At 71.3% G+C, this 26,966-nt stretch carries 25 protein-coding genes; 9 read left to right on the top strand and 16 right to left on the bottom strand.

Features of this window, described 5'->3' with window-relative positions; all coding sequences use genetic code 11:
- Nucleotides 1–10 precede the first annotated feature (10 nt).
- The 4 genes from AB0D74_RS32730 (at nt 11) to AB0D74_RS32715 (ending at nt 3,898) form a co-directional block, all read left to right on the top strand.
- Nucleotides 11–451: a gamma-glutamylcyclotransferase gene (locus tag AB0D74_RS32730; RefSeq protein WP_362595022.1), complete on the top strand. Its 441-nt coding sequence runs from the start codon at nt 11–13 to the stop codon at nt 449–451.
- A 52-nt stretch (nt 452–503) separates the two neighbouring features.
- Nucleotides 504–785, top strand: coding sequence for a hypothetical protein (locus AB0D74_RS32725; protein ID WP_362595020.1), 282 nt, complete (start codon nt 504–506; stop codon nt 783–785).
- 148 nt (nt 786–933) lie between these two features.
- On the top strand, nt 934–1,758 hold the full coding sequence (locus tag AB0D74_RS32720; RefSeq protein ID WP_362595018.1) for a purine-nucleoside phosphorylase: 825 nt from the start codon (nt 934–936) through the stop codon (nt 1,756–1,758).
- 508 nt (nt 1,759–2,266) lie between these two features.
- Nucleotides 2,267–3,898 carry a phospho-sugar mutase gene (locus AB0D74_RS32715; RefSeq protein ID WP_362595016.1) on the top strand — a complete coding sequence of 544 codons (1,632 nt, stop codon included), beginning with the start codon at nt 2,267–2,269 and terminating at the stop codon, nt 3,896–3,898.
- Nucleotides 3,899–3,953: 55 nt separating this feature from the next.
- Here AB0D74_RS32715 and AB0D74_RS32710 read toward each other — a convergent pair whose 3' ends face one another.
- Entirely contained in the window at nt 3,954–5,540 is a 1,587-nt protein-coding gene (locus AB0D74_RS32710; protein ID WP_362595177.1) for a metallophosphoesterase family protein, read from the bottom strand.
- Nucleotides 5,541–5,761: 221 nt separating this feature from the next.
- Here AB0D74_RS32710 and AB0D74_RS32705 point away from each other — a divergent pair, with 221 nt between their 5' ends.
- A complete protein-coding gene (locus AB0D74_RS32705; protein ID WP_362595014.1) occupies nt 5,762–6,946 on the top strand; it encodes a hypothetical protein in 1,185 nt (394 codons plus the stop codon).
- Between the two features lie 4 nt (nt 6,947–6,950).
- On the opposite strand, the gene AB0D74_RS32700 is transcribed toward AB0D74_RS32705, so the two are convergent.
- The 11 genes from AB0D74_RS32700 to AB0D74_RS32650 all read right to left on the bottom strand — a co-directional run bounded on the left by AB0D74_RS32700 (nt 6,951) and on the right by AB0D74_RS32650 (nt 21,276).
- The gene (locus AB0D74_RS32700; RefSeq protein ID WP_362595012.1) at nt 6,951–7,340 is read right to left on the bottom strand and encodes a hypothetical protein; all 390 of its coding nucleotides are present in this window, start codon (nt 7,338–7,340) and stop codon (nt 6,951–6,953) included.
- 362 nt (nt 7,341–7,702) lie between these two features.
- Nucleotides 7,703–8,563, bottom strand: a complete 861-nt coding sequence (locus tag AB0D74_RS32695; protein ID WP_362595010.1) for a phosphate ABC transporter ATP-binding protein — start codon at nt 8,561–8,563, stop codon at nt 7,703–7,705.
- 45 nt (nt 8,564–8,608) lie between these two features.
- Entirely contained in the window at nt 8,609–9,571 is a 963-nt protein-coding gene (locus AB0D74_RS32690) for a class E sortase (protein WP_362595008.1), read from the bottom strand.
- Nucleotides 9,572–9,689: 118 nt separating this feature from the next.
- On the bottom strand, nt 9,690–11,369 hold the full coding sequence (locus AB0D74_RS32685; protein WP_362595006.1) for a hypothetical protein: 1,680 nt from the start codon (nt 11,367–11,369) through the stop codon (nt 9,690–9,692).
- Nucleotides 11,370–11,473: 104 nt separating this feature from the next.
- Nucleotides 11,474–12,457, bottom strand: a complete 984-nt coding sequence (locus AB0D74_RS32680; protein WP_362595004.1) for a substrate-binding domain-containing protein — start codon at nt 12,455–12,457, stop codon at nt 11,474–11,476.
- Between the two features lie 247 nt (nt 12,458–12,704).
- Complete coding sequence (locus AB0D74_RS32675) at nt 12,705–15,212, bottom strand: hypothetical protein (protein WP_362595002.1); 2,508 nt, start codon at nt 15,210–15,212, stop codon at nt 12,705–12,707.
- Nucleotides 15,212–16,933 (bottom strand): phosphate ABC transporter substrate-binding protein PstS, encoded by a 1,722-nt coding sequence (pstS, locus tag AB0D74_RS32670; RefSeq protein WP_362595000.1) that lies wholly within the window; start codon nt 16,931–16,933, stop codon nt 15,212–15,214. Before pstS ends, AB0D74_RS32675 begins: the two co-directional genes overlap by 1 nt.
- Nucleotides 16,930–18,189: a phosphate ABC transporter permease PstA gene (pstA, locus tag AB0D74_RS32665; RefSeq protein ID WP_362594998.1), complete on the bottom strand. Its 1,260-nt coding sequence runs from the start codon at nt 18,187–18,189 to the stop codon at nt 16,930–16,932. Before pstA ends, pstS begins: the two co-directional genes overlap by 4 nt.
- Before the next feature lie 88 nt (nt 18,190–18,277).
- Nucleotides 18,278–19,339: a phosphate ABC transporter permease subunit PstC gene (gene pstC / locus AB0D74_RS32660; protein WP_362594996.1), complete on the bottom strand. Its 1,062-nt coding sequence runs from the start codon at nt 19,337–19,339 to the stop codon at nt 18,278–18,280.
- A gap of 152 nt (nt 19,340–19,491) precedes the next feature.
- The gene (locus tag AB0D74_RS32655; protein WP_362594994.1) at nt 19,492–19,836 is read right to left on the bottom strand and encodes a hypothetical protein; all 345 of its coding nucleotides are present in this window, start codon (nt 19,834–19,836) and stop codon (nt 19,492–19,494) included.
- 294 nt (nt 19,837–20,130) lie between these two features.
- Entirely contained in the window at nt 20,131–21,276 is a 1,146-nt protein-coding gene (locus tag AB0D74_RS32650; RefSeq protein WP_362594992.1) for an NAD(P)/FAD-dependent oxidoreductase, read from the bottom strand.
- A 192-nt stretch (nt 21,277–21,468) separates the two neighbouring features.
- Between AB0D74_RS32650 and AB0D74_RS32645 the strand changes: the two genes are divergently transcribed.
- Nucleotides 21,469–22,062: a TetR/AcrR family transcriptional regulator gene (locus tag AB0D74_RS32645; RefSeq protein WP_362594990.1), complete on the top strand. Its 594-nt coding sequence runs from the start codon at nt 21,469–21,471 to the stop codon at nt 22,060–22,062.
- Nucleotides 22,063–22,210: 148 nt separating this feature from the next.
- Nucleotides 22,211–22,948, top strand: a complete 738-nt coding sequence (locus AB0D74_RS32640; protein ID WP_362594988.1) for a phosphotransferase — start codon at nt 22,211–22,213, stop codon at nt 22,946–22,948.
- Between the two features lie 4 nt (nt 22,949–22,952).
- On the opposite strand, the gene AB0D74_RS32635 is transcribed toward AB0D74_RS32640, so the two are convergent.
- Nucleotides 22,953–23,594: a hypothetical protein gene (locus tag AB0D74_RS32635; protein WP_362594986.1), complete on the bottom strand. Its 642-nt coding sequence runs from the start codon at nt 23,592–23,594 to the stop codon at nt 22,953–22,955.
- Nucleotides 23,595–23,684: 90 nt separating this feature from the next.
- Here AB0D74_RS32635 and AB0D74_RS32630 point away from each other — a divergent pair, with 90 nt between their 5' ends.
- Complete coding sequence (locus tag AB0D74_RS32630; RefSeq protein ID WP_362594984.1) at nt 23,685–24,002, top strand: hypothetical protein; 318 nt, start codon at nt 23,685–23,687, stop codon at nt 24,000–24,002.
- A 493-nt stretch (nt 24,003–24,495) separates the two neighbouring features.
- Complete coding sequence (locus tag AB0D74_RS32625; RefSeq protein WP_362594982.1) at nt 24,496–25,260, top strand: SDR family oxidoreductase; 765 nt, start codon at nt 24,496–24,498, stop codon at nt 25,258–25,260.
- Here the strand turns inward: AB0D74_RS32625 and AB0D74_RS32620 are convergent.
- The 3 genes from AB0D74_RS32620 to AB0D74_RS32610 are packed head-to-tail and all read right to left on the bottom strand — an operon-like array spanning nt 25,247 to nt 26,931.
- Complete coding sequence (locus tag AB0D74_RS32620) at nt 25,247–25,915, bottom strand: TetR/AcrR family transcriptional regulator (RefSeq protein ID WP_362594980.1); 669 nt, start codon at nt 25,913–25,915, stop codon at nt 25,247–25,249. The two genes, AB0D74_RS32625 and AB0D74_RS32620, sit on opposite strands and share 14 nt — an antisense overlap.
- A gap of 43 nt (nt 25,916–25,958) precedes the next feature.
- Nucleotides 25,959–26,288 carry an AzlD domain-containing protein gene (locus tag AB0D74_RS32615; protein ID WP_362595175.1) on the bottom strand — a complete coding sequence of 110 codons (330 nt, stop codon included), beginning with the start codon at nt 26,286–26,288 and terminating at the stop codon, nt 25,959–25,961.
- Complete coding sequence (locus AB0D74_RS32610) at nt 26,281–26,931, bottom strand: AzlC family ABC transporter permease (RefSeq protein WP_362595173.1); 651 nt, start codon at nt 26,929–26,931, stop codon at nt 26,281–26,283. Before AB0D74_RS32610 ends, AB0D74_RS32615 begins: the two co-directional genes overlap by 8 nt.
- Nucleotides 26,932–26,966: the final 35 nt, after the last annotated feature.

The following is a 26,966-nucleotide window of genomic DNA, read 5'->3' as shown; positions in this document are numbered from 1 at the left end:
CCCTCTCCCCATGTCGTCGCTCTACGCCGGGTACGCCGGCAATCTCGACGCGCGGCTGATGTCCCGCCGCGCCCCGCACTCGCCCCTGCGCGCCACCGGCTGGCTGAACGGATGGCGGCTGACCTTCGGCGGCGAGCACATGGGCTGGGAAGGCGCGCTGGCCACGATCGTCGAGGACCCGATGTCCCAGGTCTTCGTCGGCCTGTACGACATCGCCCCGATGGACGAGGAGTCCATGGACCGCTGGGAGGGCGTCGGCCTGGGCATCTACCGTCGCGCCCGGGTCCGCGTGCACACCCTGGAGGGCGAGGAGACCGCCTGGCTCTACGTCCTGGACGGCTACGAGGGCGGCCTGCCCTCGGCCCGTTACCTGGGCGAGATCGCCGACGCGGCGGAATCCGCGGGCGCCCCACACGATTACGTGATGGAACTGCGCAAGCGGCCCTGCTGAGGACGCCCGCCCGTAGAATTGACCGGACCCGACAGAGGAACCGGAGGCCGCCATGACCGGCAGGAATGCCTACACCGTGTACTACACCGAGCAGGCGGCGGCGGCCAGGGACCGGCTCGAAGAACCGCAGCGTGCCGCGTTCGACAAGGGCATCATGATGCTCGCCCAGGACCCGTTCCCCGAACTGTCCCGGCCCATAAGCTCCACGGGAGACGACCGGACCATCCGGCTGACGCAGACCATCCTCATCGAGTACACCGTGAGCGTGGGCCGTCTGCTGATCTTCATCATCGAGGTCTTCAACGACAAGGACATCTTCGTCCCGGGCGACTGAGCCACCCCCGCACGCCGCACAGACCCCCCACAGCCGCCCCAAAGGTTCCTCCGGTCACCCCCTTCGTCGGAAACGACAAGACAACGATCGCAATCCCATGAGCTCCGTCATCTACGCGCGTAGGCCCAGACCAGCTACTCTCATCCGCGTGAACGCATCTCTTCTTCCGGACGACATCCAGGGCGACCCCCACGCCGCCGCCGACGCAGCCGCCGCCCGCCTGCGCGAACTCACCGGCGCCGACACCCACGACGTCGCCCTCGTGATGGGCTCCGGCTGGGCGCCGGCCGTCGACGCCCTGGGCGCTCCCGACGCCGAGTTCCAGGTCACCGAGCTGCCCGGCTTCCCGCCGCCGGCCGTGGCGGGACACGGCGGCAAGATCCGCTCGTACGCCTCCGGCGACAAGCGCGCGCTGGTCTTCCTGGGCCGGACGCACTACTACGAGGGCCGGGGCGTCGCCGCCGTCGCCCACGGCGTCCGTACCGCCGTGGCCGCCGGCTGCAAGACGATCATCCTGACCAACGGCTGCGGCGGCCTGCGCGAGGGCATGCGTCCCGGCCAGCCGGTGCTCATCAGCGACCACATCAACCTGACGGCGACCTCTCCCATCATCGGCGCCAACTTCGTCGACCTCACCGACCTCTACTCCCCCCGTCTGCGCGCCCTGTGCAAGGAGATCGACCCCAGCCTCGAAGAGGGCGTCTACGCGCAGTTCCCCGGCCCGCACTACGAGACGCCGGCCGAGATCCGGATGGCCCGGGTGATCGGGGCGGACCTGGTGGGCATGTCGACGGTGCTGGAGGCGATCGCTGCGCGCGAGGCGGGCGCGGAGGTGCTGGGCATCTCGCTGGTGACCAACCTCGCCGCGGGCATGACGGGCGAGCCCCTCAACCACGAGGAGGTCCTCCAGGCGGGCCGCGACTCGGCGGCACGCATGGGCGAGCTGCTGGCGCAGGTGCTCCGCAGGATCTGAGGACGCCGTCCGGGCTGCCCCGCGGGGTCCGTCGGCGTCCGCGGGCCCACCGTGGCCACTCGCGCAGTTCCCCGCGCCCCTTACGGGGCGCTCCAGCACCCACCGACACCCAGAAAAGCCCCGGCCCGCCACAGCCACCCCCACCGAACGAGACGTTGCAGTCACCCCAGCCGAACGGGATATTGCAGCCACCCCCACCGAATGGGACGTTGCAGTCACCCCAGCCGAACGGGATATTGCAGCCACCCCCACCGAATGGGGCGGTGCAGGCGCCCCCGCCGAACGGGACGTTGCAGGCGCCCGCGGCGGGAAGGGGACGGGGTGGGGAGTTCCCGCCCGCAGTGGCCGGCGTTGGTCGGCCCGTACCGCACGAGAGACAGCACCGCCGGTCCGAGGACGGGGACTTCCCGCCCCGGCACCGACCCAGAACCACCCGTAGGCGCTACGCGCACCCCCGCCGAAGCAGCACAGGCGCCGCAGGCACACCACGAGAGGTTGGACGACGACCGTGCACGACGATCTCATCGCCCGGGCCCGAGCCTGGCAGACCGAGGACCCCGACCCGGAGACCCGCGACGAGCTCGCCAAGCTCATCGAGGCCGGCGACCTCACCGAACTGTCGGCCCGCTTCAGCGGCACCCTCCAGTTCGGCACCGCAGGCCTCCGCGGCGAACTCGGCGCCGGCCCCATGCGCATGAACCGCTCCGTCGTCATCCGCGCCGCCGCCGGCCTCGCCGCCTACCTGAAGGCCCACGGCCAGGGCACCGGCACCGTCGTCGTCGGCTACGACGCCCGCCACAAGTCCGCCGACTTCGCCCGCGACACCGCCGCGGTCATGACCGGCGCCGGCCTGAAGGCCGTCGTACTCCCCCGCCCCCTCCCCACCCCCGTCCTCGCCTTCGCCATACGGCACCTCGGCGCGGTCGCCGGCGTGGAGGTCACCGCCAGCCACAACCCGCCCCGCGACAACGGCTACAAGGTCTACCTGGGCGACGGCTCCCAGATCGTCCCGCCCGCCGACGCGGAGATCGCCGCCGAGATCGAGGCCGTCACCACCCTCCACGACGTCCCCCGCCCCGACACCGGCTGGGAAACCCTCGACGACACCGTCCTGGAGGCCTACCTGGCCCGCACGGACGCCGTCCTGTCCCCCGCCTCCCCCCGCACCGCCCGCACCGTCTACACGGCCATGCACGGCGTCGGCAAGGACACCCTCCTCGCCGCCTTCGCCCGCGCCGGCTTCCCCGCCCCCGCCCTCGTCGCCGAACAGGCCGACCCGGACCCCGACTTCCCGACCGTCGCCTTCCCCAACCCGGAAGAGCCCGGCGCGATGGACCTCGCCTTCGCGAAGGCCCGCGAGACCGACCCCGACCTGGTCATCGCCAACGACCCGGACGCCGACCGCTGCGCCGCCGCCGTCAAGCAGGACGGCGAGTGGCGCATGCTCCGCGGCGACGAGGTCGGCTCCCTGCTCGCCGCCCACCTGGTCCGCCGCGGCGCGCGAGGCGTCTTCGCCGAGTCGATCGTCTCCTCCTCGCTCCTCGGCCGCATCGCCGAGAAGGCGGGCCTCCCCTACGAGGAGACCCTCACCGGCTTCAAGTGGATCGCCCGCGTCGACGGCCTGCGCTACGGCTACGAGGAGGCCCTCGGCTACTGCGTCGACCCCGACGGCGTCCGCGACAAGGACGGCATCACCGCGGCCCTCCTGATCACCGAACTGGCCTCGGTCCTCAAGGAGGAGGGCCGCACCCTCCTCGACCTCCTCGACGACCTCGCCGTGGAACACGGCCTGCACGCCACCGACCAGCTCTCGGTCCGCGTCGAGGACCTCTCCGTCATCGCCGACGCGATGCGCCGCCTCCGCGAGCACCCCCCGGCGGAACTCGCCGGCCTCCCCGTCACCCAGGCCGAGGACCTCACCCGGGGCACGGACCGGCTGCCCCCCACCGACGGCCTGCGCTACACCCTCACCGGCGCCCGGGTCGTCGTCCGCCCGAGCGGCACCGAGCCGAAGCTGAAGTGCTACCTGGAGGTGGTGGTCCCGGTGGCCGCGCACACCGGCCTCCCGTCGGCCCGCGCCACCGCGACCGCCCTGCTCGCGGCGATCAAGCACGACCTGTCGGCCGCGGCCGGCATCTGACGCACCGAGGGGGTGCCCCCGGACCCGGGGCACCCCACCCGATGCTCAACCCGCCCTACGCGCGACGCGCGACCGTGAACCGGTCCACCTCCGCGCCCGTCGCGGCCAGCGCCCGCACGGTCAGCGTGGCCGTCCCGCCCCGGTGCGCGGGCTTCACGTCGACGCGGATGAACGAGTACCCGGTGTACCGCACCCGCGACCAGTCCACGTTCTCGGTGACCTTGCCGGCGGAGCCGGTGTAGTAGGTCGGCACGTCCCCGACCTCGTCCTCGTTCCCCTCGTAGCTGTCGGCCACCGGGAAGCTGTAGACGCTCTCCCCGCCCGCGCCGGCCGTCACGTACACGACACCGCCGCGCACCGGCTCGTGCGTCCCGCCGATCGGCAGCGCACGCACGGCCTGGTCCCGCACCACCGGGTCGGTCCGCTCGTAGACGTGGTTGTGCCCGTTGACGACGAGGTCCACCTGGTGCTTCTCGTACAACGGCACCCACTGCTCCCGCACCCCGCCCTCGGAGGCGTGCGAGCTGGTCGTCGAGTAGGCGCAGTGGTGGTGGAAGACCACGATGAAGTCGACACCGGGATCCCGGCGCAGCTCCCCGAGCCGCTTGTCGAGCCAGGCGGCCTGCCTGCCGCCGCTGTAGCCGAGGTTGGCGGGGATCTCGTACGACACGTCGTTGGCGTCGACCGAGACGACGCCGACGTTGCCGTGCACGAACGAGTAGACGCCCGGCGCGTTGGCCGGGTCGAACCCGTTGCCGGGCAGGGTGAACCGGGCCTCGTTGCCGCCGTATCCGTTGGGCGAGTACCAGGCTTCCATGTCGTGGTTGCCGAACGCGACCATCCACGGCACCCGGCTGGAGAGGGGTTCGATCTGGGCGAGGAACTGGTCCCACTGCCGGGCGTCGTAGCTGCTGCTGTCCGCGGGCAGGCCGTGGCCGGTCTCCTCGGCGTAGCAGATGTCGCCGGCGTGCAGGTGGAAGGCCGGGTTCTGGGCCTGGACCAGGGCGTTGAGGCCGATGGAGGTGTAGCTCGGGTTCTGGTCGCCGAACGCGGTGAAGGTGAACGGCCGGACGGCACGGTCGGCGGGAGCGGTGGTGAAGGAGTACACGCTGTGCGCGGCCCCCGGACCGGCGGGGTCGAACCCGTCGTGCCCGACGCCGTAGTAGTACGTCGTCCCCGCCCGCAGCCCGTCCAGCGCCGCGTGCACGTAGTACTGGTCGATGTCGGCGCTCTTGCCGACCCCGGCCGGCGTGAACAGGTCGCGGACCTCGGCGCGCACCCGGTGGCCGAGGTCGAGCGGGCTGAGTCCGACCCGCAGGTAGGGGTTGCGGACGGGGAGCGGAACCTGCCAGGAGACCCGCATCTGGGTGCGCGGGTCGGCGCCGTAGGTCAGGTGTCTGCCGAACGGGGCGACGAACGCGCCGTCGACGGTCTCGGTGGCCGAACGGGTGATCAGGTCGGGTGTGGCGGCACCGGCGGAGCCGGCCGCACCGGCGGTACCCGCGGCGGCGGCGAGCCCGGCGCTCGCGACCGTGGCGACCGCGCCGGACCGCAGCAGGCCGCGCCGGGACAGCGCGCGGCGCAGGTACTCGTGGCGCTCGGGCATGGTGAGCCGGTCGGCGAGTTCGGCGGGGATGCCCATGCGGGGCGTGTTCAGGGGAGGCGTCATGGCCCGGAGGCTGGCAGCGGCCGGTGAATACCGACTGGACTAAACCTTTTCGTTGACCCATGTACGAGTCCGTAGCACCCCATCGGGTGATTTCCCGGCGGCAGTTGACGCGGGCTCCACGCACCGCCCCGGCGGCCGGGAAACGGTGAACGGGTAACCCCCGCCGAAACAGCCGTCGTACTGGAGCCGCCGCCGTGTCCCCGACCGCCCCCGACACCGCCCCCCACGGGCACATCCCGGGCACCCGACGACCCCACCTCCCCGCCGTGACCGTCCCCCGCCACGCCCTGCGCCGGGCCGCTCCGGCGCTCGCCGCGTATCTGGCCGTACGCCTCACGGGGCTGCTGGTCCTCACCGTCTGGGCGCACCGGCGGCACCACGGGGTGTGGCCGATGCTGGCGACCCAGTGGGACTCCCGCTGGTACCTCGGCATCGCCGACCACGGGTACGTCCACGTACTCGGTACCGCGTACGACCACAACAACCTGGCGTTCTTCCCGCTGTACCCGCTCCTGGTCAAGGCCGTCGCGGTGCTGACCCCGGGCACCCGGGCCAGTACCGGGCTGGTCCTGTCGTGGCTGGCCTCGCTCTTCGCGGCCTGGGGCGTGTTCGCGGTGGGCGACCGGCTGGCCGGCCGCCGGGTCGGCGTCCTGCTCACCGTGCTGTGGGCGGCGTACCCGGTCGGACTGGTCCAGTGGATGGGCTACACCGAGTCCCTGTTCACGGCGTTCGCCGCGTGGACGCTGTACGCGGTGCTGACCGAGCGCTGGCTGTACGCGGCGGCCGGCTCGGTCCTGGCCGGCCTGACCCGGCCGACCGGCATCGCCGTGGCCGCTGCGGTCACCGTCGCCGCCCTGCTCTCGCTCCGCACCCACCGCTCGCCCCGCGCCCTGACGGCGGCCCTGGTCGCCCCCCTCGGCTGGTGCGCGTACGTGGGCTGGGTGGGCGTCAGACTCCACCGCTGGGACGGCTACTTCGCCGTGCAGCGGATGTGGCACAACGAGCTGGACGGCGGCGCGGAGACGCTGCGCTGGCTGCGGCACCTGTTCGGGCAGGTCTCGCGCCCGGAGCTGTTCCTGGTCGTGGTGAGCCTGACCATGCTGGCCTCCGTCGTCCTGTTCGGACTGGCCGCGGCGGACCGGCAGCCGCTCCCGCTGCTCGTCTTCAGCGCGGTCCTGCTGGTCATCGTGGCGGCCAGCGGCGGCGTCTACTTCCCCCGCGCCCGCTTCCTCCTCCCCGGCTTCCCCCTCCTGCTGCCGCTCGCCGGGTATCTGGCCCGCGCCTCGACGCGGGTACGCGTACTCGCCCTGACGGCGGCGATCGCGGGCTCGGCGTACTGCGGGGCGTACATGCTCCTGGTGTGGCCGAGCGCGCCGTGAGCGGTCAGTCCCGTACGAGGTAGCTGAACCCGGTGTCGGGACCCACGCACGACTGGAGGGTGAGGTCGCCCCAGTAGAGCCCGGCGGCCGGGGCGCCGCGGCCCGGGGTGACGTAGTGGGCGTAGACGGTGTAGCTCCAGGTGCCGCGCGGGGTGCCGATGGTGACCCGGGTGCCGACGCGCAACGTGGCGAACAGGTCGAACCCGCAGTAGTCGTGGCCGACGATCACGACGGTCCGCATCGCGTAGCCGTCCTCGGTGCCGATGTTGGGGCCCGCCCACTGCACGGCGTCCTGGCAGGCGTCCACCTCGTCCTGCCCGCCGCGGATCACGCCCGCGGACCAGGTGCCGATCCGGATGGTGGTGCCGGTCGCGGCCTGCGGGGTCTTCGGCACCTCCGGCACCTTCGAGGCCGGCGCACTGGCGGCAGGACGGCTTGACGACGTGACGGGCACCCTGCTGGACAGGTCCGGGCCGGGCACCCGGCCCCCCGCGCTCGCCGACGGACGAGGCGTACCGGACCGCGGGGCACGGCGCACCGGCGGCGCGAGGGAGGCGGAGACGGACGGAGCCGACCGCGACGGCGTCGTCGACGCCGAGGGCGTCGCCACCCGGTCAGCGGTGTCCGGGACCCGCGCCCCACCCCCACCCCCGTTCCTCTCCCCTGCCCCTGCCCCCGTACCCGTCCCGGCCCCGCACCCGGCGAGAAGCAGCACCGCCGCCAGCGCCCCGGTGACCCGTCCGCCTCCCGCCCCCGTCACCCGAAACGTCCGTTCACGTAGTCCGAGGTCCTCTCGTCCTGGGGCGAGTTGAACATCGCGTGGGTGTCGCCGTGCTCGACGATCACGCCGGGCGTGCCGTGCGAGGCGAGGAAGAAGGCGCAGGTGTCGGAGACGCGGGCGGCCTGCTGCATGTTGTGGGTGACGATGACGATCGTCACCTCGTCCTTGAGGTCGTGGATGGTCTCCTCGATCCGGCGGGTGGACGTCGGGTCGAGCGCCGAGCACGGCTCGTCCATCAGCAGCACGCGGGGCCGTACGGCGAGCGAGCGGGCGATGCACAGCCGCTGCTGCTGGCCGCCGGAGAGCGCGCCGCCGGGCTGCCGGAGCCGGTCCCGGACCTCCTTCCACAGGCCCGCCTTGGTGAGGCACTCCTCGACCAGATCGTCCCTGCCGTCGCGGCCGACCTTGATGGCGTTGAGCCTGAGGCCGGCGACGACGTTGTCGTAGATCGACATCGCCGGGAACGGGTTCGGCTTCTGGAAGACCATGCCGATCTCGCGGCGGGCGTGGGTGATGCGCCGCCCGCGGTCGTAGATGTCGACCTCGTCGAGGAGGACCCGCCCGGCCAGCGAGGCCGAGCCGATCAGCTCGTGCATCCGGTTGAGGATGCGCAGGAAGGTCGACTTGCCGCAGCCGGAGGGGCCGATGAGCGCGGTGACCTGGCGTGCGGGCATGGTGAGCGAGACCCGGTCGAGGACCTTGTGGTCGCCGAACCAGGCGGAGACGGCGTCGGCGCGCAGGGAGGCGGGGCCGTCCCCGAAGCGGGGTCCGCCGCCGCCGACGCTCTCGACGGGCGGCTGGACGACGGTGTCGACAAGATCGGTGTTCTCGGACATGCGGTGGGTCAACTTCCGTGCGGAGGCCGGTGGTTCGGAGCGGTGTCAGAGCAGGTTGGGCAGCAGTGCCGTGAGGGACTGGGAGTCGGCGAGGCCCAGCGCGAGCAGCAGCGGGCCCGCGCAGATCCAGGTCTGCCAGCGGCCCCAGACGCGGAAGGCGACCACCGCGAGCAGCGAGGCGAGCAGCAGGCCCTGGGTCCACAGGAAGACGCCGAGCCAGGCACCGGAGTCGGTGCCGAGGGCCTGTTCGGAGTCGGCGATCCAGCCCGCCCGCAGGTCCCGCGGCGGGTTGGGCTGCACGGCCGTGACCAGTCTGGCGTCGACCCGGAGCACCCCGCTCGGGGTGTACGGCGCCCCGGTCGCGGTGATGAGGGTGAGCCGTCCCTGCCCCTCGGCGACCGGGGCGGGCAGTTCGTCGCCGGCCCGGCGGACGCCGGTGACCTCGTAGACCGACTTGTCCTGGCCGGTGGTGATCTCGATACGGCTGCCGACGGGCAGCTGGTGCAGGTCGTGGAAGGGGCTGCCGTATCCCCACTGGCGGCCCATGATCACCGCGGTGCCGGCCTGGCCGGGCAGCGGGGTGTCCCTGCGGTGCCCGGGCCCCGCCATCAGCACCTCGGAGGTGGTGCCCTCGGCGACGACCTCCTTGAGACCGAGGGCGGGGATGCGCAGCAGGGCGACGGGCGCGCCCGGCTTCAGCAGCTTGCCCTCGTAGTCCCGCTGGCCGACGGGGGCGGTGCCCAGGGCGAGTTCCTTGCGGAGTTCGTCGTAGGCGGTCTGCTGGTCGCGGGCGTGCTGGAGGTGGCCGACGATCGTGAGGTTCGCGGCGAAGCCGAGGAGCACGGCGGCGAGAACGCACAGGGCCGCCCCGGCGAGTGCGAGCCCGGGGCGGGCGGGGGGCCGCGGGGTCTCGCGGCGCGGCTCGGTGGTCGGCGGGGGCGGCGGCGGGTCGGGCGGTCCGTCGGCGGGCGCCGACGCGCCGGCCGAGGGTGGGGCGAGGGTGGTCACGGGGTGCGCTCCTCGAAGCGGAGGGTTCTCTGGCGGGTCCTGGGTGAACGGGCGGGCCCGGGGACACGTCGGCGTGTGCCCCCGGGCCGATCCGTCGGACGGTCGGACGGTCGGTCGGTCAGCGGTGCTGCGGGGTGTCGCCGCCGAAGGTCAGCAGGCCCTTGCGGCGCATGTGGAGCACGAGGGCGCCACCGGCGGACAGGAACGCGAGAGAGGCCAGGCCGATCGCGCCGACCTGGGCACCGGTGGCGGCCATGGAGCCGCCGCCGCTGCCGGAGCCGCCGGTGTCACCGCCGGTGGAACCGCCGGTGTCCGAACCGCCGCTGCCGGTACCGCCCGTGTCCGTGCCGCTGCTGTCCGAGGCGGAGGCGCTGGGCTCGGGGGACCCGGTGGAGTCGTCCGAGCCGGTGGTGAACGCGAAGTCGACGCTGTGCCCGTCGGTCCTGTCCTCGGCGAGGGTCAGGGTGTGGTCGCCGTCGGCGATGTCCTTGGGGACCGTGAACGCGTAGTCCTTCACGGTGCCGTCGGAGTCCGCCTTCGCGTCGTCGAACGTCGCGTCGCTGTCGGCGAGGGCGACCTTGACCGCGGCGCTCGCGGTGTAGCCGCGGGCGGTGATCTTCACCTTCTGGCCGGCTTCGAGGCTCGGGTTCGTGTCGAGGGTGTTGCCGTCCTCGTCGGTGACGGTGAGGTCGGGGTTCTCGGTGGGGCTGGGGCTGGAGGTGTCCGCGTCGGTGCTGACGAAGTTGAACGCGGCGTAGATGCCCGACTTCTCGGAGAACTGCAGGGCGTGGTCGCCGTTGGTCAGGGCGTTGGGCACGGTGAACGCGTAGTCGGCCACGGTGCCGTCGGCGTTCGCGGTCGCACTGCCCAGGTCGGAGTTGGTGGCCAGGCTGAGGGTCACCGCCACGGCGGACCCCGGCGTGAAGCCCTTGGCAGTGACTTTCACCTTCTGCCCGATGGACAGGGTCGGCTTGTCGCCGAGGGCGGTGCCGTCGGCGTCCTTGGCGGAGACGACGTAGTCGATGTTCGCGGTGCCACCGGCCTCGGCGCTGGAGTAGGAGTCTGCGTCGGTGGGCGTGAACGAGGCGGTGAAGGGCATCGGGCCGCCGATCGCCGGCGCCTTGACCGTGAGTTCCGCCGTGCCGTCCGTGACCTGCGCCGTGCCGAGCGAGGTGTCACCGTTCTTGAACTCCACGGAGCCGGCCGCCGCGGCGGGCAGCACCGTGGCGGTGAGCTTGAGGTCGCCGCCCACGGCGACGCCGGTGGTCGCGCTCACCGCGAGCGTCGTGGCCTGCTGTTCGAGCAGGGTCCAGGTGTCGCCGGAGATCCGGACCTTGGCGAGGAAGACCGGGACGTCGGTGCCGCCGCCGCAGCCCAGCCCCAGGGTGTAGGTGCCGTCGAGGGATCCGTCGGGGATCCAGGTGCGCAGCCGCGTCTCCAGGCTCTTCGCGGCGGCCAGGGTCGTGATGTCCGTCGTGAAGGGACCCGAGCCGGCCACGATCTTGGTGACGCCCTGGCCGAGGGTGGCCTGCGTGGTGTCGCTCGTGGGGTTGAACACCTTGAGGATGGCCGCCTTGCCCGCGGTGTCGTCCGGGCAGCCGGCGGTCGTCGTCACCGACGTGATCATGGGGTAGGTCGAGATGCTGCCCGTGGTGGGCGTGATCGTGAACTTGCCGAGCTGGGTGGCGGCATGGGCCCGGCCCGAGAAGGCGAGGACCCCGGCCAGGGCGGCGCACAGCAGGGCGATGCCGGTGAGCAGCGCCACCGGTGATCTGAGTTGTGCGAGACGGTGATTCATGTGGTGGTCCCCCCGCGGGGTCTGGGTCCGGGTTGTGGATGAATACGCCGACAGGGCCGGACACCCATGGGGTGCCCGGCCGTTGTGCGGCTATGGGACGGTGATCAGCTCTCGCCCTTGAGGGTCGTGCTGCCGCAGTCGCTGCCGAGGGTGCCGAAGCCGTAGTCGGTGATGGTGCTGGTGTTCGCGCAGACCTTGGAGCCGGTGCCCACGAAGGTGTCCGCGATCAGCGCGTCCGACAGCTTGGCGGTCGGGACGACGTTGTAGACGTTCCGGAGGTAGGGGAAGGAGAGGTTCAGCGAGAGGTCGTCCTCGTTCCGCGGACCCACACCGTTCACCGAGCCGAGCACGGCGTCACCACGACGGTCGTCGACGGTAGCGGTCTCCTGGGCGGTGTACTGGGCCACGGAGTACGGGAAGATGTCGCCCGCGCTGTCGATGACCGAGCCGTCGTTCTCCTGGATGGAGGAGTTCGTGGTGACGCAGGAACCGGGGGTCGTCACGCCGATGGAGCTGAGGAAGAAGGCGCGGGTGCCCGAGGCCGACTGCGGCAGGATCGGGGTGAGGGTGACACCGTTGAGCGAGGTCAGGCTACAGGTGTAGATCGCCTGGAGCTGCGCGGTCGTCAGGTTGTCGGGAAGCGCGCTGCCGGACTGCTTCACCCAGGACACGGCGTCCTTGGCGTACGGGATGAAGGTCAGGTCCGTGGTGGTGGTGTTGTTCGGGCCACGCGAGGAACGGGCGAAGTCCACACAGCCGGTGCCGCCGTCCACAGCGGTGTTCAGCGCGGTGATGCCCGCGCCGGAGCCGTCGGGGCGGTTGATCGTGCAGCTGCCGGTGGCCTTGGTCGTGATCGTGGAGGTGCCGGTGGCGTTCCACGAGGCGATGACCTTGCCGTTGCTGTTCGTGATCGCGTTGCCCAGAGCGTTCATCACGTCCTGGGTCGTGTCGGAACCGACACCGGCCAGCTGACGGTAGTCGGTGGCCGAGCTCGGGTCGGCGTAGGCGGCGGGAGCGGCCAGGGCACCGAGGCCCAGGGCGACCGTACCGACGGCGGCACCGATACGCACGCGGGACTTGACGTTCACTTGATTTCTCCTCCGTTGAAACGGATCGAGCAATGGACGTGCAAGCAAATCCGGATTCTGTTTTCGCCACCGACCCGTCGGCCGGCCACGCAGAACAATTCCGCAGACTCGAACCGGCGACCACAAAATCCAGCCGGTCATCAGGTTACGAATCTCTTACCTAGGTGAAACCAAGGGAACTCACCAGGCGGTGTGCGGATTCCCGTTCCCTGGGCCCGGATACGCCCCGGAAACGGGAATCCGACGATTACTCGGGTTTTCCTCCAGGGATATTCGTCGAGGCCGCCCCGCGCACCGACAGCCGCAGCATCACCGGCCCGGAAAGGGCCGCCGCTCCGCCCGCGACGAGGACCCCGAGCAGTACCCAGCGGATCAGCCCGAGCACCTCCGACGGGGTGTAGCCGCCGGACTGGGCCACGTTCTGCTTGGCCGGGTCGGTCTCGCTCGGGGCGGTGGAGGGCCGGGCGGTGTCCGTCGCACCCGTGCCACCGGCCGCGGCGCCCGACGTCCCGGCGGAACCGCCGCCGGTGCCGCCGGTCACACCTCCGCCGGCCGCGCCGCCACCGCCGGTACCGCTCAGGTCGCCGCCGCCCGAGGACGTGCCGCCGGAGGACCCGTCGGCGTCGGTCACGCCCTTCTCCAGCCGGTCGGCCGCCTGCTTCGCCTGCGTGCGCATGGCGGCGGGCAACGGGGCGTATCCGTAGGGCAGTTCACCCTTCGCGGTGCCCTGGGTCTGTCCCGCGCCGGCCGCGTACCGCATCACCTTGGCGTAGTCCTGCCGGGCGCCCTCGGCCTGGTCGAGCGAGGCCGCCGCGTAGACCACGGCGGTCAGCGGGTAGGCCCCGTCCTTCATCTTCGCGGGGTCGGACGCCTTGACGCCGGCCACGTCCGAGTCGGGCATCTCGGCGACCGCCTTGAGCAGGGACGCGTCGGTCGGCGTGACGTAGTCCCCGTCGGCGTTCGGCAGGGCGGCGGCGCCCAGCTGGTAGCGCACCGCGGAGGCGTTGTCGACGATGCCGTACTGACGCTGGTTCGTGGGGATCGGACGGGGTTCGGCCGACAGTCTCGGCAGCGGATCGCCCGACGCGCACGTGTACGCCGTGCCGATGGAACCGCGGCGTACCTTCAGCGCCCCGTCGTGCATGTCGTTGACATAGGGGACCACGTCCTGCGCGGTGCGCGTCACGTTGCCGGTGAGGCAGACGACCTGTGTGGGCGTGAGATCCGTCTTGGGGAAGAAATCCAGGGAATCCGATATGACCCCGTCCTTGTAGGCAGGGTTCACCTTCATTCCCCAGGGGTCTTTCTTCCCCTCGATGAACTCCTTCGCTTCGGAGTCCGCCAGAATGTATTTCCACACCAGTCGGGCGGAATCGGTGTTGTCCGCGGTGACGGCCAGACCCAGCGGGGCGTTGACGGCCGCCTGGCCCTCAAGACCCGGATTCAGCTTGAGGAATTCAGGGTCCTTGACGATGGACTCCGGGTTGCCGGCGAGGTAGTCGGGAACGCCGTCGCTCGGCTGGGTCACGCTGAAGGGATAGGACTGGGTGAGCACCTTGGCCAGCAGTCTCTGATTGAGCTTGAGCTCCGTCAGCGGCAGCTGCTCGTTGTGCAGGTCGTCGCCCTCTCCGGTCGTGTGCGTGTACATCCAGACGAAGCCGATCGTCAGGCCGCTCACCGCGACCGGCGCGTGCACCACCTGGGCCTGCCCGTCGACCGGCTCGACGGGATCCACCGTCAGGGCGAGCCCGGCCTCCGAGTCGCCCGAGGTCACGGCGGTCCTGGCCTGCCCCTCGCCGGACTGGGTGAAGTTGAACCGGTAGGTCCCGGTCTTGCACAGCGCGGTCTGCCAGGACGTGATGGCGTCGGTGGCCAGTTCGGACCCCATGATCCCGCGCTCGGGCTTGTCCGGGTCGCAGTTGTCCGCGATCGGCGCGAAGCCGAGCCGGAACACGATGCGCTGGTCCCAGTTCGACCGGCTGAGCGAGGAGGTGACCTGGGCACCCCCGGTGTGCGTCCGCCCGTTGGGGTCGTGGGTGCCGCGGGGCACGACCACCAGCCAGCACGGCTGGATGGCGCCGGCCGACGTGGTGCGGGCGCCGCAGCCCAGGGCGGGTTGTTCCACAGCCGACTTCAGCTCGAACGAGATGTCGCCGCCGCCGTCCCCGTCGTTCGGCATGAACGGGTCGGCGTTGGTGTCCCCGTCGGTGAAGTACGTGGTGTCGGTGGGGCCCGCGGTGGGGTCCCCCTGTCCCTCGACCGGCTGGAACGGCACATAGTGGGTGCCGTTCTTGTCGACCGGGGTGGAGGAGTCGGACTCCAGCGGGTCATGGCCCGAGGTGTCGCCCTGGGCCACGGCCCGGCCGTCCCCGTTCTGCCCGCCCGCCGCCAGTCCGAACTCGCACTGCGTACGGTCCGGCCCGGAGTCCGCGTCCCCCCAGCACTGCATGACCGACAGGAAGTTGGTCTCGGAGTTGGTGGACGGCTCCCCGCCCGTCCACGTCACCCGCACGCCCTGCCCGGTCAGGTCCTTCGTCTGGTGCACGGTGACCTTGAGATCCGAGAAGTCGTCCCCGTACACCCCCTTCGCCCCGCTCTTGGTCACGGCCGAGCTCTCCGCCGTGGCCGCCCGCGCCTGGTCCGCCCCTCTGGGCAGCGGCAGCACCGCCAGCACCAGCGCGGAGAGGAGGCACCCCACCCCCGCGGTCACCCGGCGCCGACCGGGCGACATCCGTGTCGTCGTCGACGGTCTCATCACAGCTCCCCCTTACGGCGGCGCGAACGTCCCGCGAGCAGCCGCGCGGTGAGCGGTGGCCCCACGACCACCGCGACGAGCAGGACCGCGGACAGCGCCATCAGGGCGCCGCGCATCCCGAGGCTGTTGTCGGCGGCGAGGGCGACGGGGTTGGCGGCCACGTTCGTGTCGCCGGTGCTCGCTCCGTCGCCGCTGACCACCTCGCCGGTGTCGGGGTCGACGCTCGCCCCCGAGGTGCCGCCGGCCGCGGCGCCGGCAGTGGAGTCGGACTTCCCGTCACCGTTGGTGTCCGTACCGCCCGTGCCGCTGCCGCCGGTGGCGGCGGAACCGCCGGACGACGAACCGCCGGACGCGGACCCGGACCCGGAGCCGCCCGAGGAACTACCGCCCGTGGCGCCCGGCTTCACCGGGGTGTCGGTGCCCGCGGCGCCGGCCGTGCCGGTGGTGCACTGCGTCGACCCCTTCTTGTCGCAGGACTTGGGGTACGGGGCGTTCTTGATCAGGGTGTTGACCCCGCCGGAGAAGGTGGGGTTGCGGCAGGTGTTGATGTTGATGGAGTCGGTGGGCGCGCCGGGGACCTTGCGAAGCTGGTCGAAGCCGGCCTGGACGAGGTTCTTCGGCAGCGGCGAGTAGCCGAGGTCGTCCGCCTGCTGCTGTCCGTCGCAGAGGAAGTAACGGCCGAACGTGCCCAGCGAGTTGCCCTTGGCCGCGGTGAAGCCGGACTCCACCTTCGTCGGAAGGATCATGTAGCTGTAGCTGGACAGCGGGTAGGTGCGGGCGTCGGCGTTGGTGTAGACGCCGTCGAGGATCTGGGTCAGGTAGTTGGCCGACGACTTGTTCTCGTTGATCTCGGCCTTGGTCAGCGCGACCGCGACGCTCGCGGCGGTCGGCTCCACGTAGTAGCCGTCCTTGTTGAGCACCTTGGCCACGGGGAAGCCGGTGTTCTTGGCGTAGGAGTACTCGACGTAGGTGATGGCGCCCTCGCCGGAGGGCTGGCGGACATGGCCGGAGACGCCGAGCGAGCCGGACTTGGCGATCATCGCGGAGCCGCTGAGCAGCGGGTAGTTGGAGGTCATGCCGCAGTTGCCGCTGCCGCGGCCGGTGCGCGAGCAGTAGTCGGCCCACAGGGAGCCGTACTGCTTCGACATCCACATGGTGAACTGGGCGCTGGTGCCGGAGCCGTCGGAGCGGACGACCGGGACGATCGCGCGGGCCGGCATGGTCAGGCCCGGGTTGTCGGCGGCGATCGCGGGGTCGTTCCAGCGGGTGATCTTCCCGGTGAAGATCTTGGTGACGACGTCCCCGGACAGCCGGAGGTTGGTCACCATCTTGCCGTTGATCTTGAGGTTGTACATGAACGCCGTACCGCCGGCCACGATCGGCATGTAGGCGTAGCCGCGGCTCGGCGGGGTGTCGGTGACGCCCTGTTCCTTGAGGCCGTAGGGGATCTCGGAGACCGCGAAGTCGACGGTGTTGTTCTTGAACTGCTCACGGCCCTGGGAGGAGCCGTTGGCCGTGAAGTTGACCGTCATGCCGTAGTTGGCCTTGACGTTGCGGACCCACTGCTGGACGGCGTTGGAGCTCCAGGTGGAACCGGAGCCGGTGATCTTGGCGTAGGAGGCCGCGGCGGCGGGCTGCGGCTGGAAAGCGAGCAGGGCACACAGCAGGGACACCAGTGACAGCGCGGTGGCCGCCAGACGGAAACGAGTGGCGGGTTTCACGACGAACTCCCGGAATCGGATGCGACAGGGGTGGTGACGAGGTCGGCCTTCGGGCGGCGCTCGGCGAATCGACGCGCGTCACGCCGGGACGCGAGGACGCGCCGGTGTTCCTGACGGCGGGTGAGATGGCCGGGGCCCCGGCCGCCGACGATGCGGGCGGCGACGAACAGCAGCAGCACCAGCGCCATGAGCAGGGCCGCCGTACCGAAGCCGCGCGAGATCATGTTCGGCTCGGGCGACTTGACGAACTCGAAGGTGACCAGCGGCAGGGAGACCATCGGGTCGTGGAAGGGGTTGAGGTTGAGCTCGTTGGTGAAGCCCGCGGTCAGCAGGACCGGGGAGGTCTCGCCGATGCCGCGCGCGGTGCCGAGGATGACGGCGGTCGTCAGACCTGAGCGGCAGGTCGGCAGCACCACGTGCCAGACGGTGCGCCAGCGGCTCGTGCCCATCGCGTAGCTGGCCTCGCGCAGGGTGCCGGGGACCAGCCGGATGACGACGTCGGCGGCCCTGATGATGATCGGCAGCATCATCACCGAGAGGGCGAGGCCGGCGGCGAGTCCCGACTGGTCGAGGCCGAGGCCGAGGATCACGGTGGCGTAGATGAACAGACCGGCGACGACCGACGGCAACGCCGTCATCGCCTCGACGATGGTCCGCACGAACCGGGCGTAGGCGCCGGGCACTTCGTTGAGGAACACCGCACAGACCAGCCCGACCGGCACGGTGATCAGCAGCGCGATCGTGATCATGATCAGGGTGCCGGCCGCCGCGTGCAGGGCGCCGCCCACGCTGAGCGGCTCCAGCGGGCCGGCCAGCTCCATGCTCTGGGTGAAGAAGTTCAGGTGCACCAGCGCCTTGCGGCCCTGGACGAGCGCGTAGAACACGACGAACGCGAGGATCACGACGAGCAGCAGACCCATCGACCGTACGATCGCCGCCGCGATCCGGTCGACGATCGCGGGCCCGTCCTCGTCGAAGGAGACCAGCAGGGCGTACACCAGCAGGAAGAGGACGTACGCGACGACGACGAAGCCGACGGCGCCGTTGAACGGCAGCAGCCAGTGGAACAGCAGCCAGGTGATCGACAGCGCGGCGGTGGCGGCTCCGACCATGGCGTACACGTCGGTGGCGTGCAGCTGCGTCAGGGCGCGGCGGCGCTCACCGGCCGGATCGGCGCCGCGGGCCGGGCCCGGCAGCGTGGTGCCCGGACGTCCGGTCGCCCGACGCGCGCCGGGCGCTTCAGGGGCAACGGTCATGGTCGCTCATTCCTGTGTGGCGTACCTGTGTGGCGTGGGGGACTTGCGGGCGCCGTGGGGGGTGGCGATACCGGGGAGGCGGGGCTCGTCACGCGTCGCTCGCCGCGCCCGAGCGGGAGCGGGCGACGATGGAGGAGGCCGCGAAGTTGACGATCAGCGTCATGACGAACAGCGAGAATCCGGCCGCCATCAGCGCGGACATGCTGAACTCGCTGGCCTCGCCGTAGCGCAGGGCGATCAGCGAGGAGACCGAGCTGGTACCGGACTGGAGGATGTGCCACTGGACCGAGAAGGTCACCGAGATGATCATGAAGACGGCGATCGTCTCGCCCAGCGCGCGGCCGAGCCCGAGCATCGTGCCGCCGATCATCCCGCCGCGCCCGAAGGGCAGCACCACGCTGCGGATCATGCCCCAGCGGGTGGCCCCGAGCGCGTAGGCGCCCTCGCGCTCGCCCGCGGGCGCCTGCGAGAAGACCTCGCGCATGATCGAGCAGATGATGGGCGCGATCATCATGCCGACGACGAGTCCCGCGATGAACGTCGAGGAGGTGTAGATGCTCTCGGGCGCCAGCGGGTCGTTCGGGTCGGCGCCCTGCACGTCGAAGACGGGGATCCAGCCGAAGTAGGTGGAGATCCAGCGGGCGATCGGCAGGACCTTGTCCTGGAGGAAGAACACGCCCCACAGGCCGTAGACCACCGACGGCACGGCGGCCATCAGGTCGACGACGCTGATCAGTGTCCGGCGCAGCCGGGGCGAGGCGTACTCGGCGATGTACAGCGCGGCGCCGGTGGCGAGCGGCACGGCCACGAGCACCGCGACGGTCGCGATCAGGATGGTCCCGACGATGACGGCGGCGATGCCGAACTTCCCGCTGCCGGGCTCCCATTCGGCGGTGGTCAGGAACGACCAGCCGGCCTTGTCCAGCGCCAGCCAGGCCCGGTAGAGCAGGAAGCCGCCGACGAGCAGCATCACGGCCAGCACGAGACCGCCGCCCGAGCGCAGCACCGCGCGGAACACCCGGTCGGGCAGCCCGGGGTCGGCGTACAGGCGTCGGCGTACGTCGGGTTCGCCGACGTCGGCTTCGGCGTCGATGGAGCCGACGCCCGCGATCACGGGCTGCGGCTGTCTGGTTCGTCTCAGCGAGGGCACGGTCCCGACACTCCGTGTCATCGGTTGACATGCACATCCTGAGGTGTGAACTACGGGTTCCCTAAGGGCAACATCGGTCCCCGCCGCGCAGGCATGCCTCACCCCCAACCAGGGCCGCTACGGCCCCGGTTGACCTGTGTCTCAGCCCTCGCTCACTCGCCCCATAACTCGGGCCCGGCATATACCAGTTCGGCGATCATCGTGCGGAACCGGTCGTAGGACGCACGGCAGGTCGCGTGCCGCTCGTACGTCCGTGCCGAACCGGCCAGATGACGGCCGGAGTCGTCCCAGACCACCCACACCCAGCCGCCGCCGTCGGAACCGTGCTGCACTCCGCCCCCCGTACGGGAGTGCAACGCGCACATGCGATGGAACGCGGCGCGACATCGGGCGTGGGTGTCGTGCGAGGTGAGCGACACCGCGACCGATCTCCCGTTCGGCGCCACCAGACGCCAGCCGAACCTGCCCTGCCCGTCGATGTCCACCTGGCATCTCATGCCCGCTGCCCCGGCGGCAGGTCTTGCCGCCCTCTCGGACCGCTCCATGTCCCCACCCCCGCCGCCCAATAGGTAAGTAAAATCCGCTGGTACGGCGCTCTGGGGCGGCAGCAGCAATCTACTGAGACGTAGGTGACGGCGCCCGGACAAAACTGACTGCCGAAGCCACGCTTCATCTAGAGGTATCCCCTAGGTAACCCCTAGGCAAGACACAGAGAAAGCGCTCCCACCCGGACCGGGACAACGTTGCCAATTGGGGCGCGGGCACCGACGGCTCCGCTCCGCCCCCGGTCCTCAGGGCTGGGCGTCGTCGCCGCCGCCGAAGTCGGGCACGTCCGCGGACAGCAGGTGTTCGGCGCCGCCTTCGAGGGCCCTGGCCGTCTCGGTGGAGCGGGGGAGCATGGTCTTCTCGTAGGCGCGGATCGCGTCGTCGACGGTGGCGGCGTCCGCGAGGGCGAGGGCGAGTTCGCAGGCGTCGAGCATGGCGAGGTTGACGCCGACGCCGAGCGGGGGCATGAGGTGGGCGGCGTCACCGAGCAGGGTCACCGTCGGGTTGTGCTCCCAGACGTGCGGCACCGGGAGGGCGAAGATCGGGCGGTCGACGTAGGGGCCGTCGTTCTCGGCGATCATCCGGCGCATGCGGGGCGACCAGGAGGCGTACTCGCCCAGGAGCAGGGCGCGGATGCCGTCGGTGTCCTCGACGGTCAGGCCGCTCGCGCCGATCCAGTCGACGGGGACGCGTCGGATGACGTAGACGCGGATGTGGTTTCCGCTGTTGCGCTGGGCGAACAGGCCGCGCTCGCCGTCGGCTGCGTGCGCGCCGCCCTGGCCGACCAGCTCGGCGATGTCCGGGTGCCGGTTCTCGACGTCGGTGAACCATGCCTCCAGAAAGCTCACCCCGGTGTACCCGGGGACGGCGGGAGACACGGCCGGGCGCACCCGGGAGGAGGCACCGTCGGCGCCGATGACCAGATCGGTCTCGATGCTCGTGCCGTCGGTGAAGTGCAACCGCCGCGGCCCGTCGGCGGGTCCGCTGATCGTGTCGAGGGCGCGGCCCCAGTGCACGGTTCCCGGCTGCACGGAGTCGAGCAGCAGGTCGCGCAGCTGGCCGCGGTCGATCTCCGGCTTGAACAGCTCGTCGGCCTCGGGGACCTGATGGGCCGTGATCGTGCCGCTCGGGTCCATCTGGCGCATTTCCTGGCCTTCGGGGCGGGCCAGTGCGAAGAACTCGTCGAGCAGGCCGGCTTCGCGCAGCGCGAGCTGGCCGTTGTCGGCGTGCAGGTCGAGGGTGCCGCCCTGGTTGCGTGCGTCGGGGCCAGGGTCGCGGTCGTAGACGGTGACCGCTATACCGCGCCGCTGGAGGATGCGGGCGCAGGTCAGTCCGCCGGGTCCGGCACCGACGATGCTGATGCGGGCTCGGGTGGGCGCTGGGGAGTTCATGGCTGTTCCTTTCGGTCGCGAAGAGAAGCGCGAAGAGAAGGGGCGAAGAGGGGGCGAGGGGGGCCAGGCATCGGCGCCCCTGAAGACCGGACGCGCCGGCTCACGTACTCGCACACCCATAAAATCAGAGCGAGTCGAAAAGTGCAACGACTCTACTTAGCGAGAGATTCGACTATCAGGTAGGCTCCAGTCATGACCGTGCCCCCTGTGAGCCGCCGCGACCGCAAGAAGGCGGCCACCCGGCAGGCGATCGCCGACGCCGCACTGCACCTCTTCCTCGAGCGCGGCTACGAACGGGTGAGCATCCGTGACATCGCGGACGCCGCCGACGTGTCGACCGCCACCGTGTTCAAGCACTTCAGCGGCAAGGAGGCGCTGGTCTTCGACCAGGACGAGGACCGGGAGTCGGAACTGATCGCCGTGGTACGGCAGAGGCCCTCCGGCCAGAGCATCCCCGACGCCCTCCGGCAGCACGTCCTCGACACCTGGCCCTCGATCGACGCGCATCCCCAGGCGGCCGAGTTCACCAACCTGGTGAACTCCACGCCGGCGCTGCACGCCTACTCCGAACGCATGTGGACCCGGTACACCGACAGCCTCGGCGCAGCCATCGCCGACGAGTTCGGCGTGGACCACGACAACCTCGCGTGCATGGCTCTCGCCCGATTCGTACTCGACATCCCGGCCATCGCTCGCGGCAGACAGGACCGCCGGGCCGCCGTCGAGGCGATCTTCGACATCCTCACCCACGGCTGGAAACCACCGAACAAGCAGCTCGCGCCGTAACTCCTGCACGCGCCCCCGAACCCGCTCTCGGCATCCGCCGGCGCGGACGGCACCCCCGCGAACCTGAAAACCCGGGCCACAGTGCCGGCGGAGTCAGCCTGTGCAAAATGTCGAGCATTCAGGGGCATTGGTGGGGCAGGGTGGATGGATGCAGGAGTCGTCCTTGCCCGGAGGTTTCGTCAATGCGGTCGTTCGTGTCGGGGACACCGTGCGCCGTCCGGCCTCGGCTCGCACGAAGTTCGTCGGTGAGCTGCTGAGGTTGCTCGAAGCCGGTGGCTGGCGGGGTGCTCCTCGGTATCTCGGCATGGACGACGAGGGCCGTGACGTGCTCGGTTACCTCCACGGCCATGTGGCGTGGGAGGCGCGGCAACCCGCTTCCGTGTCGTCCGACGAGAGTCTGGTGACGGTCGCCCGGCTGGTGCGTGAGTTCCACGACCTCACGGCCGGCACTCCCCTCGCCGGGGATGAAGAGGTCGTGTGTCACAACGACCTGGCGCCCAGGAACACCGTCTACCAGTTGTCCGGTGGCGAGCTTCGGCCGACGGCGTTCATCGACTGGGACCTTGCCGCGCCGGGCGCGCGCATCCACGACGTCGCTCACGTCTGCTGGCAGTACCTCGATCTGGGTCCTTCGGTCACCGACGTCGAGGAGGCGGCCCGGCGCATGAGACTGATCGCCGACAGCTACGGGTTGCCGGACCGGCAACCTCTCGTGTCCACGATCCTGTGGTGGCAGGACCGTTGTCGGCGGGGCATCGAGGCCCAGGCCGATGCGGGGGACGTGGCCATGGCCCGGCTCCGTGACGCGGGTGCGGTGCGGCAGGTCCGGGCGGCGCACCGGTGGGTTTCCGATCACCGGGAGGCATGGGAATGCTCGATGCGGTGAGGGCTCACCGCGTGGCCAGTCCCGCCAGCCAGGGATGTCCGGGGTGCATGCGTGTCAGCCATGCGCTGAGAACGTCCCGCCGCGCGGGGCCCAGCAGCGGCAGCACCCCGTCGAAGTCCTGCTGGTCCTTGGGCCGTGGCTCCTTCGCCTTGAACAGCAGGACCAACTCCGGGACCAGGTAGGGGATGCCGTCCGCCGTGCGCTCGACGACCGTGTCGTACGGCAGCCGCAGGGTCTCGTCCCGTCGGCAGATCCAGGTCCCGCCCTCGTGCGGCTCACGGAAGACGTCGAAGAGGAACCGGCCGCTCGCCGGATCCCGTACCCAGGTCTGGTGGGTCGCCGCGAGCGCCTCGTCTCCCGCCGCCGCCCAGACGCGCCCTGAACCCACCGCGTCGAACGCGTACTCGGGAAAGCGGTCGCGGACCTGCGCGAATCCCGCCACGGGTACGGCGATCTCCAGGTCGCCGTGAGGGCGGGACTGCCCACCACGGAACAGGTCGAGCGCCCAGCCCGCCACGACACACCAGGGCACACCGACCCCGCCCAACCGCTCCGCGACCTGTGCGGGCCGCCAGGCGTCGGCCCAGCGGGCGTCCAGTTCGGCCGCGCCGAGAACCGCACCGCCGGGTGGCAGGGAACCAGTCATCGGCACAACGTACCGCCGCGTGATCACCCGTATGTGTGATGGCACCTGGTCCTCACCACCGCCGCGCGGGCCGAGCAGGACCGGACCGTGGTGTCCGCGGCCACCCGGATGCTGGTCGCGATGGCCCGCAGGGAACCCGGCAGCATGGAGTTGCTCCTCGACATACTGCCGGACGCCTTCCCCTGGGTCCGCTTCCTGCCCGAGCCGGATCTCCACGGCTTCGCCGTCGAACTGGTCGACACCATGCGCGCCGCCGACGCGGTCGGCAACAGCGCCTCCGTCGCGCAGCTGCTCATCGCCTGGCAGCACACCGCCGAGGTCTACTCCGACCCTGACCTGCTGGCCGCACTGACCAGGGACCACGGCGAGGACTACGGCCCCGTACCGGACCCTCGGGACGTCGAGTGACCGCGGGCCGCGGTGACCGCGCCGCACCACCGGCACCAGACGGCCACGGGGAAGTCCGCTTCGCCGACGGCGCCTCGGCCAAGGGCTGGGAGAACCTCGCCCAGCAAGCGCGAGAGAACACCTACCGCGCCTGGACCACGCTGCGCACCGACCCCGGACCGACCATCGAGACACCTCGGCACCACCGCCTCAAGGGCGGTCTGGCGCATGGCACCCACCGCGGGCAATCCTGCGAGCAGTGGCAGATCGAGGTGACCGGCGGTGGCCGCATCCGGTATCTCCTCGACACCGGCCGGGGAACCTGCTGGATCACCTTCGCAGGCACCGGGCACCCGCGGGCCACGGACCGACACCGACAGCCGGAAGGACGGCGAAGCGACAAGCCGCCCCTTCCGGCCTGCCCGTCGCTAATTTTCTGGACTTGCCGGTCCATTTTCCTCGGCGCACAGTGGGTCGCGTCCCACGGGGAAGCGAGTGACACGGAGGGTTGGTCATGGGTGTGCGGCTGGCAGGCAGGACCGCGTTGGTGACCGGTGCGACCAGCAATATCGGGCGGGCGATCGCGGAGGCGTTCGCGGCCGAGGGGGCGCATGTGGTCGTCTCGGGGCGGAGTGCGGGGCGTGGGGCGGAGGTGGTGGACGGGATCCGCGCCCTCGGCGGACGTGCCGACTTCGTGCGGGCCGACCTGGACGGCAGCGCCGCCGCCTCGCGGGCGCTCGCCGAGGAGGCGACCCGGGTGCTGGGCGGTCGTATCGACGTGCTCGTCAACAACGCGGGCGTCTACCCGGGCGACGCGACCGCCGCCACCGACGAGAAGACCTTCGACGAGGTCTACGCGGTCAACGTCAAGGCCCCGTTCTTCCTGACGGCCGCCGTCGCGCCCGCCATGGCGGAGGCCGGGGGCGGGGCGATCGTGAACCTGGGGTCCTGGATCGCGCGGCTCGGCATCCCCGTCGGCGCGCTGTACAGCTCCACCAAGGGGGCGATGGAGACGCTGACCCGCGCCTGGGCGGCGGAGTTCGGGCCGCGGGGAGTCCGGGTGAACGCCATCTCGCCGGGCGTGGTGCTGGCGGCCGGCGACGAGAACGCCGGGGTCGCCGCGGCCATGATGAAGGGGACGCCGGCGGGCCGGATGGGCACGCCGGAGGAGATCGCGAGCGCGGCGGTGTACCTGGCGGCCGAGGAGTCGTCGTTCGTGCACGGGATCGTGCTCGACGTGGACGGCGGCCGTACGACCGCCGCGGTCATCGCGGCGTAGCCGCCCCCGCCGGCTCCAGGTCGCGGCGCAGGTCCGCGATCCCCTGGTCGAGGGCGGCGCGGAGGTGGTCGGAGCGCCCCGTCGACAGGAGGATGGACACGCCTCCCTGGATCGCGGCGAGCAGGGCGGCGGCCCGTGCGTCGACGTCCACGTCGGTCCCGTGGCCGGTGGTCGCGCGCACCGCGCGGATACCCGCCGCCAGGCTCTCCTGCCACTGCCGCATCAGCTCGACGACGATCGCCCGCGCGCCCGGCGTCGACCGCCCGACCTGGAGGAAGAGCGAGCCGAGCGGGCAGGTGTCGCCCTGGGCCTCGTAGCGGGCGATGACCACGTCCCGCCACCGGTCCCAGTCCTCCCAGGAGTCGAGGCGGCCGAGATACGGCTGCTGGTCCGCCAGCACCTGCTCCGCCTCGAACCGCGCGACGGCGAGGAGCAGTTCGTCCTTGCCGTCCGGGAAGTAGTGGAAGAGCTGGCTCTTGCTGGTGCCGGTCCGCGCCATGACGTCCTCCAGGGTCACGGAGCCGACCCCCTGTTCGCGCAGCACCTCGGCGGCCCCCTCGACGATCCGGCGCCGGGTCGCCTTCCCCTTGGCCGTCAGTTCCTTGGCCGTCGGTTCCTTGGCCGTCGGTTCCTTGGCCGTCGGTTCCTTGCCCATGAGCCGCCCTCCGCAGAGTGGACTGTACGGTCCACTGTAGGGCTCAGCCGGCGAAGACGGTGCTGGCCAGGGCCACGCTGACGACGGTGCCGCCGATGATGCTCAGCAACGCGTTGCGGCGCCACAGGTGCAGTCCGACGGTGACGGCCAGGGCGGCCAGGGGCGCCAGGGCGCGGGACTGGGTCAGCGGCAGGTCGCGCAGGCAGTAGACGAACAGGATCACCATCACGCCGGCGGGCATCCGGGCGCCCAGGTACTGCACGGTCCTGCTGGCCCGCAGCGAGGCCAGGACGGTGAAGGGCAGCGCGCGCAGCGCCCAGGTGACGGCGGCCGAGACGGCGACGGCCAGCAGCAGGTAGCGGGTGTCAGGCACGGGACTCACCGGACTCCTCCTTGCGGCTGCGGCTCCGGATCAGCAGCGCGGCGGTGAACAGGGTGAACGCGGTCAGCAGCAGCTGTCCCGGCAGCACCAGCCGCGCCACCAGGGCGCTGAGGAGCGCGAGGACGGGGGTGGGCAGGTCGCCGCGGCGCTCCCGGACGGCGTCCAGGGCGAGTACGGCGAACAGGGCGGTCATCGCGAAGTCCAGGCCGCCGACGCTGTCGGGCACGGCCGAGCCGAGCAGGGCGCCGACGGTGGCGCCGCCGACCCAGTACGACTGCATGAACAACTGCAACCACAGGATGCGGGCGCCGGACCAGGACCGGGCCCGGTCACCGGTGGTCAGCGCGTAGGCCTCGTCGGTCAGCGCGAAGGTGCCGTAGGCCTTGCCGAGCGGTCCGGGTATGCGGTCGAGGGGGAAGGACAGCGCGTAGAACACATGCCGGACGTTGACCAGGAACGCGGTCAGCGCGACGGTCGCCAGCGGGGTGACCGCGACGGCCAGGCCCACCAGCAGGAACTCGAACGAGCCCGCGTAGACGACGGCGGTGAACAGGCTCGCGCACCACCAGGGCAGTCCTGCGTGGACGATCAGCACCCCGAAGGCGAGGCCGAGCGGGAGCAGGCCGAGCCCCACGGAGGTGGAGTCCTTCAGGGCGGCGAGGGCCTCCG

This window comes from Streptomyces sp. NPDC048278 (assembly GCF_040652195.1).
Lineage (GTDB): Bacteria > Actinomycetota > Actinomycetes > Streptomycetales > Streptomycetaceae > Streptomyces.
The sequence above is the reverse complement of the archived record's forward strand: the minus strand, read 5'-3'. Positions and strand labels throughout refer to the sequence as shown.

Bases quoted from the DNA above. Each gene is read 5' to 3' on its own strand.
- AB0D74_RS32730 (WP_362595022.1), top strand. From the start codon at position 11: ATGTCGTCGCTCTACGCCGGGTACGCCGGCAATCTCGACGCGCGGCTG.
- AB0D74_RS32725 (WP_362595020.1), top strand. From the start codon at position 504: ATGACCGGCAGGAATGCCTACACCGTGTACTACACCGAGCAGGCGGCG.
- AB0D74_RS32710 (WP_362595177.1), bottom strand. From the start codon at position 5,540: ATGGGCATCCCCGCCGAACTCGCCGACCGGCTCACCATGCCCGAGCGC.
- AB0D74_RS32695 (WP_362595010.1), bottom strand. From the start codon at position 8,563: ATGTCCGAGAACACCGATCTTGTCGACACCGTCGTCCAGCCGCCCGTC.
- AB0D74_RS32685 (WP_362595006.1), bottom strand. From the start codon at position 11,369: ATGAATCACCGTCTCGCACAACTCAGATCACCGGTGGCGCTGCTCACC.
- AB0D74_RS32675 (WP_362595002.1), bottom strand. From the start codon at position 15,212: ATGAGACCGTCGACGACGACACGGATGTCGCCCGGTCGGCGCCGGGTG.
- pstA (WP_362594998.1), bottom strand. From the start codon at position 18,189: ATGACCGTTGCCCCTGAAGCGCCCGGCGCGCGTCGGGCGACCGGACGT.
- AB0D74_RS32655 (WP_362594994.1), bottom strand. From the start codon at position 19,836: ATGAGATGCCAGGTGGACATCGACGGGCAGGGCAGGTTCGGCTGGCGT.
- AB0D74_RS32650 (WP_362594992.1), bottom strand. From the start codon at position 21,276: ATGAACTCCCCAGCGCCCACCCGAGCCCGCATCAGCATCGTCGGTGCC.
- AB0D74_RS32645 (WP_362594990.1), top strand. From the start codon at position 21,469: ATGACCGTGCCCCCTGTGAGCCGCCGCGACCGCAAGAAGGCGGCCACC.
- AB0D74_RS32640 (WP_362594988.1), top strand. From the start codon at position 22,211: ATGCAGGAGTCGTCCTTGCCCGGAGGTTTCGTCAATGCGGTCGTTCGT.
- AB0D74_RS32635 (WP_362594986.1), bottom strand. From the start codon at position 23,594: ATGACTGGTTCCCTGCCACCCGGCGGTGCGGTTCTCGGCGCGGCCGAA.
- AB0D74_RS32625 (WP_362594982.1), top strand. From the start codon at position 24,496: ATGGGTGTGCGGCTGGCAGGCAGGACCGCGTTGGTGACCGGTGCGACC.
- AB0D74_RS32620 (WP_362594980.1), bottom strand. From the start codon at position 25,915: ATGGGCAAGGAACCGACGGCCAAGGAACCGACGGCCAAGGAACCGACG.